The sequence below is a fragment of the Corallococcus sp. bb12-1 genome (genome assembly GCF_026626765.1).
Lineage (GTDB): Bacteria > Myxococcota > Myxococcia > Myxococcales > Myxococcaceae > Corallococcus > Corallococcus terminator.
On record NZ_JAPNJZ010000001.1, the window covers coordinates 1,251,789 to 1,267,410 of the forward strand.

Below are 15,622 nucleotides of genomic sequence, written 5' to 3' on the forward strand. Positions count from 1 at the left end.
GAAAACCGAGGAGGGATCAGAAACCTGAGGGCGAAGCCGCTAGCGTGTCCGGAATCCCACGAGGCCCCTGCCCCGTGGACCTGGACCGGAGGAACACCCCGTGCGTCGTGATGTCGCCGTGCTGCTGGAGAACGCCCCGTCGAGGCGCCGGGCGCTGTCCGAAGCGGCGTTCGTGTTCCTCGCCGTCCTGGGGCCCTCGTCGGCGGGCCCCGCGGGTCGGGTCGTCCTGGCCGTACTCGCGGTCGTGCTGCTCGCCTGGGGACTGGCCCTGCTGCGCCCCTGGGAGGCCACGCGCGCGGGGGCCTGGCTGGGCGTCCTGGGGCTCCTGGTGGCGCTGGGCGGCACGGGCGCGGGCGCGTGGGTCGCCACCGCCGCGGAGCAGGAGAAGGGCTTCTCCATGTCCATGGCGCCCCTGTGCATCCGTGCCCTGGGGATGATCCTCCTGGTGGCCGTGCTGGTGTGGCGCGACGGCCAGGGGCCCGCGCAGATGGGGCTGGTGCGCGAGGGCTGGGCGAAGGAGCTGCTCCTCGGCGTGCCGGTGCTCGCCGCCACCTACGCGGTGCACATCGCCGCGTCGGTGCCCATGGCGGCCGTCGCCGTGGCGTTGAAGCTGGCCGGCAAGGAGATGCTGGCGCGCAAGGGCATGGCCACCGCGCTCATGGACACCGGCCTGGGCGTGCCCGCCTTCGCGGCCATCATGGTGGTGGTGACGGGCTTCGAGGAGTTCGTCTTCCGAGGCTTCCTCGTGCCCCGCCTGCGCGTAGTGCTGGGCCGCTGGGTGCCCGCGGTGCTGGTCGCGGCCCTGCTCTTCTGCGTGGGCCACTTCTACGAAGGCATCCTCGCCGTCTTCCAGACCTTCGTCATCGGGGCCTGGTTCGGGTTCGTCTTCTGGTTCCGGGGACGGCTCTTGCCCCTGATTGTCGCGCACGCGGCCTTCAACACCATCAGCTTCGCGTTGGTGATGTGGCTGTCGAAGTCAGGCTTCCTGGACAAGCTGCCGCCACTTTGACGGCAGCCCAGGCCCCGGTGGCTACTCCAGCGTCATGTACTCCGGCTGATACACCGACCGGTTCCGCAGCGACGACGGGCCGCCGCTGTTCACGCAGTAGCCCGTCGGGTTGTCACAGCCGCCCTCCGGGTTGCCCCAGTACGCCGTGAGATTCATCCAGGCGAGGGAGCCCGTGTACGTCCCCGCCGACTGCCAGGGAATGGCCACCACGTTGTTCCAGGTGTCCCACGCGAGCCCCGCCCCGGTGTCGTCCGCCAGGAAGTCACCGTTGAAGATGGTTTCGTAGATGTGCCGGGCCGCGTCCGGGTAGAGCCCGTGCGAGCCATTGGCGGAGAAGACCTCCGGATGCCAGCCCGCGAGGAACACGGCCTTGTCGCCGAAGGTGAAGAGCTGCCCGTTCGCGTGCTGGCTCAGGTAGACCTGCGAGGGGCGCCCGTCGACGAAGCGCACGGTGAGGTGTTCCCAGTCGCCCACGTGGTTGCCGAAGGTGGAATAGCCACCCACGCAACCCCAGGGCGAATACCAACCAATGCACACCCGCTTGCCATTGTTGTAGGGATAGAAATTCCAATACAGCACGTCCGTGACGTTCGTCGGCTGGCCGCCCTGGGTGCGCGGGATGACCTGCGCGTAGACGGGCACGGACGTCTGGTTGGGGCGCTGACCGTCCAGGAACTGCGGATCCGTGCAGGAGTCACAGCCCAGCGCCTGGTTCGTCACCAGGTGGCCGTTCTCCTCGTGGACGTTGGCCAGGTGGAACTGCGTGGAGGACGGGAAGTAGGCCTCCTCCGGGTGCAGCCAGACGCGGGGCGCGAACGTGGCCACCGCCTGCGCGTCCACCGGCAGGCCGCGCAGCTCCGGGTTGGACGTGGCGCTCTTGTTGAGGACCCAGTAGCGGCTTCCGCCCGTATCGCCGTGGCTGGGACGGGAGATGAAGGTGGACGCGGGCAGGCCGCGGTGGTCGCGCGCCACCGCCTGCCACACGCCGATGTCGTCGTTCGCGCCGGAGCCCCTGTCGTCCCAGACCCACGCGGGGTTGGCGGGCAGCACGTATTCGCTGCGCACGCAGCGGATGAGGTCCGTGGAGGGCTTGGAGTAGCCCAGCACCGCGACGTGGCCCAGACAGGTGTAGCCGGCCGGCGCGACGGGCTCCCAGAAGGAGGCGTCGTGCGTTCCACCGGAGCCGGAGTCGCTCCAGATCCAGTTGTAGTTGGACGGACGCGCCAGCAGTTCGCCCTCGCCGCGCACCAGGAACGTCGTCGCGGGGGCCTGTCCCCGGTTGGACATGGCGACATCGCCCAGCGAGAAGAAGCCGGGGGACTGGGAGAGGTCCGGGCGCCAGACGGAGATGTCGTTCGTCGCGCCGGTGCCGTGATCATCGTAGATCCAGGCGAAGCGGCTCGTGGGCTTGAGCTCCAGTGACTTCGGATAGCGCAGCGCCACCGTGTCCGCGCTCAAGGTGAACTCCGCGCTCTGCCCCGCCAGCGCGGTCGCCGCGACCAGCTTGTAGCTGCCCGGGGACAACGTGACGGCCAGTCGAGAGTTCGTGCCGCCCCCGCCGTTGTTGTCCTGCGCGAGGATGGTGCCATTCACATCCAGCAGGTACAGCCACGCATCCGCTGCGGACGTCAGCGTGAACGTCACCGCGGAGGCCGCCTGAGCATCGAGCAGGAACACCCGGTTGCCCGGACTCGAGGGACTCTGTCCACCCGAGCCCTGCCACGCGCCGTAGACAGTGTTGGCCTGGGCTGTGTTCGCCAGGAGTGAAGTCGTCGCGAACACGACGAGGGAAAGGAATTGCCTTGGGACCATGGGAACCCGGGGGAATGGGGAGCCCGGGACCATACCCTGAGTGCGGCCTTCACCCCCGAGGGTCGGAGCCGTACTCGAAGCCCTCGTAGTCGAAGGCCCGTTCAATGGCGCTCACGTCCGCCTCGGTGCCCCCACAGCTTCGGACGACGTCACGCCACCGGAGTGACACGTGCTGATGCATCGTGTCGATGATGCGGGTGGCCTCTTCTTTCGACAGTCGGAAGCGTACGCATTCACTCAAGAGGTTGCGGCGATTGGCTCGGCGAGGCTGCGCGCGTCCCACCTCCATCGCCAGATCGCGCTCGGTGCTGGCCTGCGGCGCTGGCGTCAGGTCGTAGGCAGGCGACAGACGCCAATGGGCCCCGGATGCGATGAGCGCATGATTCCTCGGATGGTCGTCGATGTTCGAAACAAGCGCGTTGAACACCATCCGGCGGAACAACTCCCGCAGGACTTCTCCCGGTTCGCTGACCCAGCGTTTCAACTCATCCGCCAACAGGATGTATGACCACGTCTTGCGCTCATTCGGACCCACGCGTGGACTCTCATCGGCGCGGAGCACCGTCAGGGCACTGACCATCCGGTGTCACAGATAGCCGCGCTCCGTTCGTTCCCGCTCTCGCCTCCTCCTCACCTGCTTGGGGGAGCGCCGCGAATGAAAGCGTGGATGCGCCAGACCGAGGCTGCGCTCGCGTCGCCGAGTTCCCCGCTCAGCTCGCTCCCTCGACCTCCACGAGGTTATCGTAGAACGTCGCCCCGCCGCCCATGTCGGTCACCGCCTGCGAAGTCGTGTGGTTCACGTTCCGCCCGTCAGGTGTGAGCGCGCTCAACCAGAGCGACGGAGCGACGACCACCCCCGGTCGCGCCTTCTCCGTCACGACGGCCTCGGCCAGGAACGCACCGCGATCGTTCCGGATACGTACCCTCTGGCCGCTGATGATCGAGCGCGCTGCCGCGTCGATGGGGTGGATCTCCAGGTGCGGGCCCTTCTCGAAGCGCGCCAGCACATTGCTAAACGTGCTGTTCAAGAAGTAATGACCGGGCGGTGAGATCAGCGCCAGCGGATAGCGTGCAAAGAGCTCAGGGCTCGACGCGCTGCTCTCCCGTGGGGGAGTCCATGTCGGCAGCGGGTCATGGCCGTCGCGGGCCATCCTCGCGGAGAAGAGCTCGCACTTGCCGGAGGGCGTCGAGAAGCCTCCTTCGGCGTACGGCGCGAACGGCGTCGGAACATTCAGGCGCACCGATCCCTCGGCTTGAACGCGCTCAAGTGTGATCCCCGCGAGCCATGGGTGCTCGCTCTGCAGCGCCTGCCGTGCCATGGACTCGTCACTGTCCTGGAAGCACGGGTCGCTGAAGCCCATGTGCGCCGCGAGCCTCCGGAAGAGGTCCGTATTCGGGACGGCCTCGCCGAGCGGCGCGATTGCCGCCGCGTTCCACATGACATACAGGTGACCGTAACCGATGTGCATATCCACGTGCTCAAGCTGCGTGGTCGCCGGGAGGAGGAGATCCGCGAAGTTGGCCGTGTCCGTGTGGAACTGGTCGTGAACGACCGTGAAGAGATCCTCGCGCCGGAGCCCGGCCTTTACGCGCTCCAGGTCGGGAGCCACACTGGCTGGATTCGAATTGTAGACAAAGAGGGCCTTGACGGGTGGGTCGGTGACCTCCGTGAGGATCCGCCCGAGTTCGACCATGTTGAGAGTGCGGGTGCCGGGCGGGATCAACTCAAAACGCTGCAACGCGGCATGATTGACCGGGTAGGTTTCGTAGGTCCATAGCTGGACACCGCCAGATGCGGAGCGCCATGCGCCGGTCACCGCTGGCAAGCACGAGATGGCGCGCACCGCCATCCCTCCGCCGGCGTGGCGCTGCATCCCGAAATTCAGGCGGATGGCTGCAGGCTTGCTCGTCGCGTATTCAACCGCGAGGGCCTCGACAGTCGCCGCTGGGATCCCGCAGATGGCCGCGACCCGCTCAGGCGGGTACTCGGCGGCGCGCTCTGCCAACTCGGTCCGGCCCACGCAATATCGGTCCATATAATCCTCGTCGCCCAGGCCGTCACGGAAGATGACGTGCATCATCCCGAGCGCCAGCGCCGCGTCAGTCCCTGGCAGCAGCGCGATATGCTCATCGCACTGCTCTGCGGTCCGCGTCCTCCGTGGATCAATCGCTATCACCCTCGCCCCTCTCTTGCGCGCCGCAGTGACGAACGGCCAGAGGTGGGGATTCGAGGTCAGCGTGTTGGTGCCCCACAGGAGGATCGTGCGCGCTCCTTCGAAGCACTCTGTATCCATGCCCATGGAACTACCCACGCTGTAGGCCATGCCGACCATACCGGCGGAGCCGCAGATCGTGCGATCGAGGAGCGAGGCTCCGAGCTTGTGGAAGAACCGTCGATCCATCGAACTGCCGTGTAGGAGCCCGAGCGTGCCGCTGAACGAGTACGGCAGGATTGCCTGCGCCCCCCACACCGCGATGATCTCCTTGAACCGGTGCGCGATCTCGTCGAGCGCCTCCTTCCAGGAGATCGGCTCGAAGCGCCCCTCACCTTTAGCGCCCACGCGGCGCATCGGGTGGAGCACGCGGCCGGCATGATAGGTACGCTCCAGGTACCGAGAGACCTTCGCGCAGAGGAAGCCCCGAGTCGTCGGATGGTCGGGATTGCCTCGTACCTCGACTGCTCGGCCAGCCTTGACCGTGGTCAGCATGGAACAGGTGTCCGGGCAGTTGTGCGGGCACACGCTCCGCACGACTGTCGCTCCTGGGTCTTCGGTGATTGTGGCGCTCATCCGAAACAATTTACCACACCGTCGTTCGGCACTTTCTCGACAGCCACGTCGCCGCCGACAGGCTGTGGGTGCGGCTCCTTCAGCGCGGATGAGAACAGGACGTGACGGGATGGGGCAGCAGAACGAACCGATGAGAGATAAGGCATTGGCCGGTAACCGCTCGTTGTACCAGCGGAAGAAGTCGCGGCAGAAGCCACGGGCGTCCTCAAGGCAGCCGAGGGCGCGGGGGAAGTCGGGGCGGTACTTCAGCTTTCCCTCGGAGCCTGCTCCCTCGGCTGCCCATGGAGCCTCCGAGGAGAACCTTCAAATGAGGGGACAGCTCAGCCGTGGGCCCCCTGACGACAAACATGTAATTTTCAAGCATTACGCGAATAACCACTTTCAAAGCAACTCATTCACGGGTTGCGAGAAAACCCTGTCGACACATCCTCACCCGTTGTTTCCCCCTCCCCTGGAGCGAGATGCGAAAGCAATTCCTGACACTCACCGTGTTGACGCTGGCGGCCACCAGCGCCCTGGCGGCGGACCGCCTGAATCCGGCGGATCTGCGCCGTGTCACCAAGGCGCGTGAGTCCCTGGTCCCCGCCGTCGCGAAGGAGTTCGGCCCCAAGGCCCGGTTCATCCACCTCTTCGGCCAGGGCCGGGGAATGCTGGCGGGCGTCGTCGCGGAGATTCCGACGGAGCCCCTGGGCACGGACGAGCTGCCGCTGCTGGCCATCGTCCGCTACGACGAAGCCACCGGCGCGGTGCGCGTGGTGGACCGCGAGTTCAAGTACCGCGAAGCCCGCTCGGTGGGGACGGACGTGGCGCTGCTGGAGGGTGACGGCACCCTGCGCATGCGCGACGCCAATGGCCAGGACCGGGTGCTCGCACGAGGCGTGGGCGGGGACCTGTTCCCCACCGCGAAGGGAGACGCGCTCGTCGCCACGCTGCTGATGAGCAGCGAGGGACCGCATGAGACCGCCGTGGGCATCATCGACCTCCAGGGTCGCGTGAAGGTCCTCGCGGACGGCCCTGGCGTGGACGCGACGCCCAGCATCTCCCCGGATGGCAGGACCGTGGTGTTCGTGTCCGGCCGGACCAGCGTGGCGTCGTTCTACGTGACGAACGTGGAGGGCGCGGCAGCCCGGCAGCTCACCAACGTCGGCCTGGAGAACTGGATGCTGTTCGGAGGCCCGCCCAAGGAGTTCGTGCCCCCGCCCGTCTCCACCCACCACATGGAGTGGCTGAACGAGGACGTGCTTCGCTACAACGCTGGCGGCGGTGCGTTCTGGAAGCTCAACGTGCGCACGGGCCATGCGGCTCCGGATGTGGGAGGTGAGCCGTGAAGACCCTGACCCTCGCGCTGGCCTTCGCGCTGCTGGCCTTCCCGGCGGTGTCCTCCGCCCAGACGATGTTCCGCTTTCCCGCCTCACAGCTCGCCGACCAGTGTGGCAACGGCGGCTGCGTGGTGAGCGCCTACAAGGACTATGGCGGCCGGGACTACGCCTGCGGTGGCGTGCGCTACAGCGGCCACACAGGCATCGACTACGCCCTGGTCGGCGGGTTCAGCAAGATGGACTACGGCGTCTGGGCCATGAACGCCGCCCGGGGCTACGTCGAGGCGTCCGTGGATGGCTATTTCGACCGGTGCAACTACTGGGACCAGGCCAACCCCTACGCCGCCTGCGGCCTCTACACGGCCAACTACATCATCATGCGGCACCCGGACAACACGCAGACCAAATACTGGCACCTGAAGGCATACACCCAGCAGTTCGCGCGGGGCACGACCCTCACCTGCGGAAACTGGATCGCCCGGGTGGGTTCGTCCGGCGCCTCCACCGGCCCGCACCTGCACTTCGAGTACTGGGTCCCCGGCTACGGCACGGATGACCCGTACGCGGGTTCCTGCGGAACGCCCTACACGCGTTGGACCGCGCAAGGCGCCTACCGGGGCCTCCCCGGCATCACCTGCCAGTAGACCGCCACTGTCGTCCCCTCGGGAAGCCTTCCCGGGCCCAGCGGGTATACACTGTATACCCGCTGGGCCTGACAGGAGGAACACCGCATGGGCGACCGATGGCTGCTGCGTGGGGCGGAGATCATCACCTGCGACCCCGAACAGGCGGACCTGCCGCGAGGTGACGTCCTGGTGGAGGACGGGCGCATCGTCGCGATGGGTCCTCAGTTGCACGCGGGGGACTGTCGCGTCGTGGACCTGCGCGGGAAGCTGCTCCTGCCGGGCCTCATCGATGCGCACCGGCACACGTGGCAGACGCCGCTGCGCGCCCTGGGCGCGGACTGGACGGTGATGGACTATCTGGCGGCGGTGCGCGTGAAGCTGTCGCCCGCGTTCCAGCCGGAAGACCTGCATGCCGCCAACCTGGCCGGGGCGCTGGAGGCCCTGGACGCGGGCATCACCACGCTCGTGGACTATTCGCACTGCGTGGAGTCACCCGCGCACGCGGACGCCGCGCTCACGGCGCTGGAGGACTCCGGCATCAGGGCCCTCTTCGCCTACGGCTACGCGGCGGGTCCCCAAGAGAGCACCGCGCTGCCGACAGTCGCGAGCCGACTCCAGGACGCCCGACGCCTGCGCTCCACCCGGCTGGCCTCCGACAGCGGGCTCGTCCGCATGGGCATCGCGCTGACGGAGATGCAGGTCCCCTGGGAGCAGAGCCGGGCGGAGCTCCTCTCCGCGCGCGAGCTGGGTGTCCCCATCACCGCCCACTGCTCCGCGTGGCCCGTGTCGGGCCCGAGCGAAGTGCAGCGGATGGCGGCCGAAGGCCTGCTCGGTCCGGACGTGCTCTTCGTCCACTGCACGTGGAGCTCCGACGAAGACCTGCGGCGCATCGCCGACAGCGGCGGGGCCGTCGCGGTGACGCCGGAGACAGAGCTGCAGATGGGCATGGGCTTCCCCGTCACCGGACGCGCGCTGCGCGCGGGGGTCCGGACCACGCTCGGGTGCGACGTCGTCTCCAGCAACGGCGGGGACCTGTTCACCGCGATGCGGCTGGCCCTCCAGGTGGAGCGAGCCAGGGCCCATGAGAAGGACGGGCTGTCCCGGGTCCTCGCGCTCAAGGCCGCGCGCATGCTGCCCATGGTGACGCTCGACGCCGCGGAGGCCCTGGGGCTGGGACGCGTCACGGGCTCGCTGCGGCCGGGGAAGGACGCGGACCTCATCGTCCTCGCCGCCGATGCGCTCAACCTGACGCCGCTCAACCGTCCCCGCGACGCGGTGGTGCTCCAGGCGCATGCGGGCAACGTCGAATCGGTGATGGTGCGCGGACGGTGGGCGAAGTTCCAGGGCGCCCTGGTGGACGTGGACCTGACGACGGTCCGGCGCCGGGTCATCGAAGCCCGCGACGCGGTGCTCGCCCGCGTGGGTGGACCGGACGCGCTCCTGGGCGAACGGGCGGAGCTCTCCGCGCACTGGGACATGGGAAGCGCTGGCGGCACGAAGGACTCGTGACGCGAAGCCAGCCTCAACGTTGGCGACGTGAGGGGCGCTTCCGCGCGGGGACCTGTCGTGCGTCGATGCGCCGCTGGATGCCCTCCAGCATGAAACCCAGGCTGGCCTCGAACTCCCGCTCCACGTCGGTGGCCCGCATGTGCGGCACGCTGTGGGCGAGCCCCGGGTAGTCCCTGGCGGGGAGCGCCTGGGCCGCCGCGAAGAACCGCTCGAACGGAGGGGGCGTCCCCGGAGGCCCCACGTCCCACGGCTCCTGCCGGTGGATGGCCCCCGCCAGCCAGGAGAAGAACGTGTTGTGCAGGGCCCCCGCCTCCTTCCATGGGATGCCGGCGGCATGCAGTTTGCTCACCGTCCGGTCCAGGATGACGAGCGCGGAATGGACAACAGGGCCCTGCTCCAACAGGAACGCCATCAGCCCCCGGTGCGCCAGACCCACGGCGCGCAGACGGCCCGCGAGCTGCCGGAGCCACGCCACCGGGTCCTGTTGCTCCGCAAGCAACACCAGACGTTGCTCCACAGGCAACACCAGACGTTGTTCCACGGACAACACCAGGGGCTGAAGGAGGGCCTCGGCGCACAGGAGCACGAGTGCGTCCCGGTTCGCGACGTGCTTGTAGATGGCCATGGGCGTGACCCGGAGCCGTTCGGCCAGCGCCCGCATGGAGAGCTGTCGAAACCCCTGCTCTCGGACGAGCGCGACGGAGGTCTCCACCACGGTGTCCCGCGACAGCCGCGGCCGACGCCTACGCACGCTTCGGGGACTGCTCTTGCCGGAGGTCATGCGACAGAGCATATCCCGCCCGCCAGAAGAGACTGTGATTCACGAGACAGGTGCAACGCTTCCTCGAAACCAGTATCTGGAGAATTTCCTGCACGCGCTGGATTTGCCTGTCTACACTTCCAGTACGTCAGGCTTTGTGTCAGAACATGGCGTGTCCTGCCCGGGGATGCGTGGGCCATACAGGCCCCGTCCGAGGAGCGGGCGGACACAAGAGGGGAAAACATGTTCAAGAAAAACACGCAGCGCCTGGGGATGGCGTTGATCGCGACGCTCGGATTCGGGTCGTTGATGGGCTGTGGAAGCGCGCCGGAGGCATCCATGCCTTCCGAGCAGACGCCTCCAGGAGAGCTGCGGCACAGCGAGGCCGAACTCTACGTCGCGTCTTCCACCTTGTGGTGGCCGCTGACCATCCCCGTGTGCTGGGAGAACCCGGCCGCCGGCAATGCCACCCAGCGGCAGTGGGTGCGCGACGCGGTGACGCGCACGTGGGAGGCGAACTCGAGTGTGCGCTTCTACGGCTGGGGGACGTGTCCGTTCTCGTCCAGCGGCGTGCGCATCAACATCAGCGACGTGGGCCCGCACGTGAAGGCGCTGGGCAACGGCCTCAACGGCATGGCCCAGGGCATGGTGCTCAACTTCACGTTCGCCAACTGGGGACAGTCGTGCGCCAGCAGACTCAAGTACTGCATCGACGCCATCGCGGTGCATGAGTTCGGTCACGCGCTGGGCTACGCCCACGAGCAGAACCGTCCGGACCGGCCCTCCACCTGCACCGAACCCGCGCAGGGCTCCTCGGGTGACTGGCTCATCGGGCCGTGGGACCTGGGCTCCGTGATGAACTACTGCAACCCGGCCTGGAACGGGGATGGCAACCTGAGCGCCACGGACGTCCAGGGCGCGAAGATCACCTACGGTGTCCCCTGGGAGTCGCTGGGCGGCGGCTTGAGCTCCAGCCCGGCGGCTTCGTCCTGGGGCGCGAACCGGCTGGACGTGTTCGTCCGGGGCCTGGACAACCAGCTCCACCACCAATACTACGCGGGCGCGGGCTGGAGCGGCTGGGGTCTCCTCGGGGGCGGCGCCATCACCTCCGATCCGGCGGCGGTGAGCTGGGGCTACAACCGCATCGACGTGTTCGCGCGCGGCACGGACAACTCCATGCTCCACAGGGCGTGGGATGGCTCCACCTGGAGCCCCTGGTATTCGCAGGGCGGCGCCTTCACCTCCGGCCCGGCCGTGGCGTCCTGGGGCGCGAACCGGCTGGACGTGTTCGGCCGGGGCAACGACAACCAGCTCTACCAGCAGGCCTGGACGGGGACGGGCTGGACGGCGTGGACCGTGATTCCGGGCGTCGTGACGTCGGATCCGGCCGCGGTGAGCTGGGGACCCAACCGCATCGACCTGTTCGCCAAGGGCTCCGACAACTCCATCCTCCACAAGTACTGGACTGGCACGGGCTGGAGCGCCTGGGCTTCGCTGGGCGGCACCTTCACCTCCGCTCCGGCGGCGGTCTCGCGCGGCTTCGACCGTCTGGAGGTGTTCGGCCGGGGCGCGGACAACAGCCTCTGGGTGAACACGTGGGCGGGCTCCGGTTGGAGCGGCTGGCAGTGGCTGGGCGGTGAGATGACCTCCGCGCCGGATGTCGCGAGCTGGGGTCCCGGCCGGCTGGATGTCTTCTATCGCGGCACGGACAACACCCTGCGCCACTCCTGGTTCAACAACGGCTGGTAGTGGCCCACCGTCGCCCGCCCCGGGCTCAGGCCTTGGGCGGGCGCTGTTCGGAGCGGCGCCGGAGCCAGTTGCGCAGGAAGGCCTTCACCTCCGGGTGCTGCGATTGCTTGAAGTGCTCCGGCGGGCCGTACTCCACCACCTGGCCCTCGTGCATCAGGGCCAGGTTGTCCGCGGTGCCGAAGGCGGACGCCACGTCCGGGGTGATGACCAGCGACGTGGCGCCCAGTTGCTGCTTGCCCGTGGTGATGATCTCATTGACGGCCGCCGTGGTGAGCGGATCCAGACCTGCGGTGGGGTCGTCGTAGAGGAGGATTTTCGGCTGGAGGATGGTCGCGCGCGCGAAGCCCACGCGCTTCTGCATGCCGCCGGAGAGCTCTCCCGGAAAGCGCGTGGCCGCGTGCGACAGGCCCACCTTCTCCAGCGTCTGGTTCACCATCTTGGTGATTTCCGGTTCGGGCGTGTTGGTGCGCTCGCGCAGCGGGAACGCCACGTTGTCGAAGACGTTGAGCGAGTCGAAGAGCGCGTTGGCCTGGAAGAGGATGCCCAGCTTGCGGCGCATCTGGTTGAGCGCGGGCTCGTTCATCTTCGCCACCTCCTCCCCCTCCACCAGCACCACGCCCGAGTCAGGCCGGATGAGCCCCATGATGTGCTTCATCAGCACCGTCTTGCCGGAACCGGAGACGCCCATCAGCACGCAGGTCGTGCCCTCCGGCACCACCAGGCTCACGCCCCGGAGCGCCGGCTGGCCGCCGAAGGACTTGTAGAGGTCCTTCACCTCGATGGTCAGCTTCGGCGTCGACTCACGGCTCGTGTCACTCATCGCCCCGGCACCCTAGTGCGCGGCCCCCTGGCATGCGAGGGCCGCCTGCCAGCCCGATGGGCAGGGGCACCGTCAGCGAGGAGCGGCTCCCCAGCCGGTGCTTGATGCCGGGAAGCTCCTCCGGGTCCTCTTCCTGACGGCCCGTCATGAAGGGCTCGCCCGTTTCGTACACCTGGACGGCGCGGCCCCCATTGGCGAGCTGGAGCCGGTCCAGGCCCAGCGACTTCTGGAGGCGGGCCATGGGCGTGTCACTCGTCCCGACCACGACCAGGCACTGGGTGCTCATCTCGGTGAGGAAGACATCCACCTTCTCCGCCCTCAGCAGCTCCGGGATGAGCTGGCCCGCCGTGTGCTCGCGTGGGCCCTGCGCCACCGCCAGAGGCCGCCCACGGTCAGGAAGAGGGCGCAGGCGAGCGCGAGCAGGACCCAGGCAGGTCCAAGGCCCGGGAGGCGCGCGGCGTTCACGTCGGAGGAAGGCACGGGGACCAGCGCCGCGTCCCCCATCACCCCGAGCCCCGCCCAGGCGGCGGCGGGCTGACCGTCCTCCCAGGCCTCGCGCTGGGCGGAGCGCAGGGCCTGGGACACCCCCTGCCCCTCCGCCAGATGTCTGTAATAGCGCTCCAGCAGCCACGCGGCCTCGGCGTCACGCAGGGGCCACAGGCTGGCCACCACCGCGCGGGCGCCGGATTCGAAGAAGGCCCGCGCGAGGCTCAGCACTCCCTCTCCCGCGAGCAGCGCGCCGGACGCCCCCTGGCAACTGGAGAGCACCACCAGCGCGTCCCGCAGTTTCAGCTCCGCGATCTCCCGGGGCTGGAGCAGGCCGTCCTCCTGCGCCGCGCCCGGAGCCAGCACCAGCGCGGAGCGCTCGGGGGCCTCGACGTCGACGACGGCGTGCGCGGCCAGGTGGAGGATGCGCACGTCATCCAACGCCGCGGCCTTGAGGGCCTGCTCGGAGGCCTCCGCTCCCACCAACAGGCGGGGCCTCACGGCAGTGTCCTCCAGGGTGGCCTCCACGGTGTGTCCTTCGCGCCTTGCTTCGGGGAGCGCGCCCAGACTCGCGGTCTCCCCGAATACGCCCCCTCGCGCGGTGGCCACCACCGTCGCGCCCGCCGGCGTGGCGTCGCGGTCCGGATCCGCCAGGACCAGGGCTTCGCCTCCCGGAGGCCGCGCGGACCGCTCCCTCCAGTGGTGCAGCAGGCTCGCGGAGGGCACCAGCGCGAGCTCATGGCGGGCAATCAACGGAGGACCGTCCGCGCGCTCCCTCAACGCGGCGAAGGCCAGGTCATGCAGCGGCCCATCCGGCACGAGCAGCAGGCGGGACACGCGCGGAGGAAGCTCCCGAAGCGCGGGGGCGAGCAGCTGCGCATACAGCGCGGCGGCGGCGCCCGCCTCCGAACCGTCGCGCCGTTCGATGAGACCCGACAGGAGCGCCACGGCGGGACGCAGCCGCGCGCGTTCAGGAATGCGGTACGCACGCGTGCCCTCGCGGGTCACGGCCAGCACCCAGGCGCCTCCCGCGCGCTCCGCCTGGAGGTCCTGGTCCGCGCCCACGAGGAAGACGAGCAGCGCCTCGTCGTCGCCCAGGCGCTGCTCCGTCTGTCCCAGCGAGGCGAACTGGACCGACGCGTGACGGGGCACGGGACGCAGCTCCTGCTCCCGGCGCTCCAGCTCCTGGAGTTCGCCCAGCAGACGCGTGCGTTCGGGCGCGGCCAGCCCTTTTTCCAGCAGCCGCCGCTGGGTGGAGGACAGGTCGCGCAGCACGCCGGCCCGCTGCTCCCGGCGCTCCGGCGCGTCCTCCCCGGCGGAGAGCGCGCGTGAGGCCACGAGCGCTTCGAACAAGGTCCTCGCCCGCAGGCGCTCGCTCACGGTGAAGGCGCGCTCCAGCGCCTCCCGGGGAGGGATGACGGAGGCCTCACCGGCCTCCAGCGTGCGTCCGGCGAGCCGGTGGTAGTCGCTGGCCCAACCGGAGAACAGCTCGGCCTGACTGGAGGCGTCGCGCTGCGACTGGCGCAGCACCTCCACCGCGTCGAGCGCGCGCTCCGCCTGTCGCAGCGCCTCCGGCAGGGGCCGCGTGTGGAAGGCCACCATCGAGTACGCCCTCCACGCCGGGGCGAGGTAGAGCGGGTTGTCGTGTTCGGCGGCGAGGCGCAGGGCCTCGTCCGCGTCGCGCTCCGCGGCGGCGGCATCCCCCCGGGCGCGGCGCTCGGCGCGCGTCCACAGACAGGAGATGCGGCGCTCGGGCAGCCCCGTCTTCAGTGAGATGTCGATGCAGCGCTCCAGGAACGCCTCCGCCTCGCGCCGCTCCTCGGGACCGTCCCCCAGCAGTTCGGCCACGAGGCGCAGGGACATCGCCTCGAAGGCCTTGCCGCCCGCGCGCTCGGCCGCCGCGAGCGCCTCCCTCGCCAGCCGCAGCAGCTCCGGACGGCCTCCCGGTTCGGGGCGCTCCTCGTGCCGCCGCAGGGCGAGGTTCGCGACGGACAGACGCACGCGCGCTTCCGTGCCCGCGTCCCGGGTGCGCCGCGCGAGCTCCGCGAGCCTCGCGTACACGTCCATCGCCTCGTCCAGGCGCCCCAGGTTCATGCTCACCGTGGCCAGGGGGCTCAGCAGCTGCTTCTTCATGCCGTCGGTGCCCCCAGGAAAGGTGAGGGCCTCCGCGCGCTTGAGGAGCAGGTAGGCGCGCCCCAGGTCCTGGCCCAGGTCGGAGAGTTCGGCCGCCTCCAGGATGAGCGCTCGCACCTGGAGGTGCGCGTCGCCGGAGCTCCGGGCCACCTCGCCCACCCGCAGGACCCACTCGTGCGCCTCCTCCGTCCGCCCCAGCATCCCCAGCACGCTGCGCAGGTTGATGCCGGCCAGCACCTCGCCCTCCGCGTCCCCCAGGCGCCGGAAGGCGAGGGCCGCGTGACGGTAGGACGCTTCGGCCAGGCGGGGCTCGGCCATCAGCTCCATGTGGCCCAGGGCCAGCGCGAGCCAGGGACGATCCGGATGGCTCGCGATGAGGGCCTGGAGCCTGCGCCGGGCCTCGTCGCGCCCCTGCTGTCCCTGGGCATCGCGGAAGAAGCACATCGCCGCGTCGGAGTCCTCCGGGTGGGCGAGGAAGCGCACTTCACACCGGGCCAGCGCGGAGGGCTCCGCGGGAGGGGCGGCCCCCGCGAGGCAACACAGGGTCAGCCCCACCACGAAGGTGGGGAGCCCCGGTCGCCTCGCGCGCTGTCGCGGCCCTCCTGACACG

Annotated in this window: 12 protein-coding genes; 5 read left to right on the forward strand and 7 right to left on the reverse strand. The window is 69.3% G+C overall.

All coding sequences use genetic code 11. The annotated features are described in order from the left end of the window. The first annotated feature begins 100 nt into the window (after positions 1–100). Complete coding sequence (locus OV208_RS05285; protein ID WP_267572694.1) at positions 101–1,009, forward strand: CPBP family intramembrane glutamic endopeptidase; 909 nt, start codon at positions 101–103, stop codon at positions 1,007–1,009. 21 nt (positions 1,010–1,030) lie between these two features. On the opposite strand, the gene OV208_RS05290 is transcribed toward OV208_RS05285, so the two are convergent. The 3 genes from OV208_RS05290 to OV208_RS05300 form a co-directional block, all read right to left on the reverse strand. Then, positions 1,031–2,791, reverse strand: coding sequence for a Vps62-related protein (locus OV208_RS05290; protein WP_267572695.1), 1,761 nt, complete (start codon positions 2,789–2,791; stop codon positions 1,031–1,033). A gap of 79 nt (positions 2,792–2,870) precedes the next feature. Continuing rightward, the gene (locus tag OV208_RS05295) at positions 2,871–3,401 is read right to left on the reverse strand and encodes a type II toxin-antitoxin system HipA family toxin (RefSeq protein ID WP_267572696.1); all 531 of its coding nucleotides are present in this window, start codon (positions 3,399–3,401) and stop codon (positions 2,871–2,873) included. Between the two features lie 130 nt (positions 3,402–3,531). Then, positions 3,532–5,610 carry a molybdopterin-containing oxidoreductase family protein gene (locus tag OV208_RS05300; protein WP_267572697.1) on the reverse strand — a complete coding sequence of 693 codons (2,079 nt, stop codon included), beginning with the start codon at positions 5,608–5,610 and terminating at the stop codon, positions 3,532–3,534. A gap of 461 nt (positions 5,611–6,071) precedes the next feature. On the opposite strand from OV208_RS05300, the gene OV208_RS05305 reads away from it, so the two are divergent. The 3 genes from OV208_RS05305 to OV208_RS05315 all read left to right on the forward strand — a co-directional run bounded on the left by OV208_RS05305 (position 6,072) and on the right by OV208_RS05315 (position 9,064). Then, positions 6,072–6,938 (forward strand): TolB family protein, encoded by an 867-nt coding sequence (locus tag OV208_RS05305; protein ID WP_267572698.1) that lies wholly within the window; start codon positions 6,072–6,074, stop codon positions 6,936–6,938. Then, positions 6,935–7,573, forward strand: coding sequence for a M23 family metallopeptidase (locus OV208_RS05310; protein ID WP_267572699.1), 639 nt, complete (start codon positions 6,935–6,937; stop codon positions 7,571–7,573). The genes OV208_RS05305 and OV208_RS05310 overlap by 4 nt, the downstream gene beginning before the upstream one ends. Positions 7,574–7,660: 87 nt before the next feature. Continuing rightward, positions 7,661–9,064, forward strand: coding sequence for an amidohydrolase family protein (locus OV208_RS05315; RefSeq protein ID WP_267572700.1), 1,404 nt, complete (start codon positions 7,661–7,663; stop codon positions 9,062–9,064). 13 nt (positions 9,065–9,077) lie between these two features. Here OV208_RS05315 and OV208_RS05320 read toward each other — a convergent pair whose 3' ends face one another. Continuing rightward, positions 9,078–9,815 (reverse strand): TetR/AcrR family transcriptional regulator, encoded by a 738-nt coding sequence (locus tag OV208_RS05320; protein WP_267572701.1) that lies wholly within the window; start codon positions 9,813–9,815, stop codon positions 9,078–9,080. A gap of 252 nt (positions 9,816–10,067) precedes the next feature. Here OV208_RS05320 and OV208_RS05325 point away from each other — a divergent pair, with 252 nt between their 5' ends. After that, entirely contained in the window at positions 10,068–11,573 is a 1,506-nt protein-coding gene (locus tag OV208_RS05325; protein WP_267572702.1) for a M12 family metallopeptidase, read from the forward strand. A 25-nt stretch (positions 11,574–11,598) separates the two neighbouring features. On the opposite strand, the gene OV208_RS05330 is transcribed toward OV208_RS05325, so the two are convergent. The 3 genes from OV208_RS05330 to OV208_RS05340 are packed head-to-tail and all read right to left on the reverse strand — an operon-like array spanning position 11,599 to position 15,621. Next, on the reverse strand, positions 11,599–12,393 hold the full coding sequence (locus OV208_RS05330; protein WP_267572703.1) for an ABC transporter ATP-binding protein: 795 nt from the start codon (positions 12,391–12,393) through the stop codon (positions 11,599–11,601). Beyond that, on the reverse strand, positions 12,386–12,766 hold the full coding sequence (locus tag OV208_RS05335) for a hypothetical protein (RefSeq protein WP_267572704.1): 381 nt from the start codon (positions 12,764–12,766) through the stop codon (positions 12,386–12,388). The genes OV208_RS05330 and OV208_RS05335 overlap by 8 nt, the downstream gene beginning before the upstream one ends. Continuing rightward, entirely contained in the window at positions 12,712–15,621 is a 2,910-nt protein-coding gene (locus OV208_RS05340; RefSeq protein WP_267572705.1) for a CHAT domain-containing tetratricopeptide repeat protein, read from the reverse strand. Before OV208_RS05340 ends, OV208_RS05335 begins: the two co-directional genes overlap by 55 nt. Position 15,622: the final 1 nt, after the last annotated feature.

Bases quoted from the DNA above. Each gene is read 5' to 3' on its own strand.
- OV208_RS05295 (WP_267572696.1), bottom strand. From the start codon at position 3,401: ATGGTCAGTGCCCTGACGGTGCTCCGCGCCGATGAGAGTCCACGCGTG.
- OV208_RS05300 (WP_267572697.1), bottom strand. From the start codon at position 5,610: ATGAGCGCCACAATCACCGAAGACCCAGGAGCGACAGTCGTGCGGAGC.
- OV208_RS05305 (WP_267572698.1), top strand. From the start codon at position 6,072: ATGCGAAAGCAATTCCTGACACTCACCGTGTTGACGCTGGCGGCCACC.
- OV208_RS05315 (WP_267572700.1), top strand. From the start codon at position 7,661: ATGGGCGACCGATGGCTGCTGCGTGGGGCGGAGATCATCACCTGCGAC.
- OV208_RS05325 (WP_267572702.1), top strand. From the start codon at position 10,068: ATGTTCAAGAAAAACACGCAGCGCCTGGGGATGGCGTTGATCGCGACG.
- OV208_RS05330 (WP_267572703.1), bottom strand. From the start codon at position 12,393: ATGAGTGACACGAGCCGTGAGTCGACGCCGAAGCTGACCATCGAGGTG.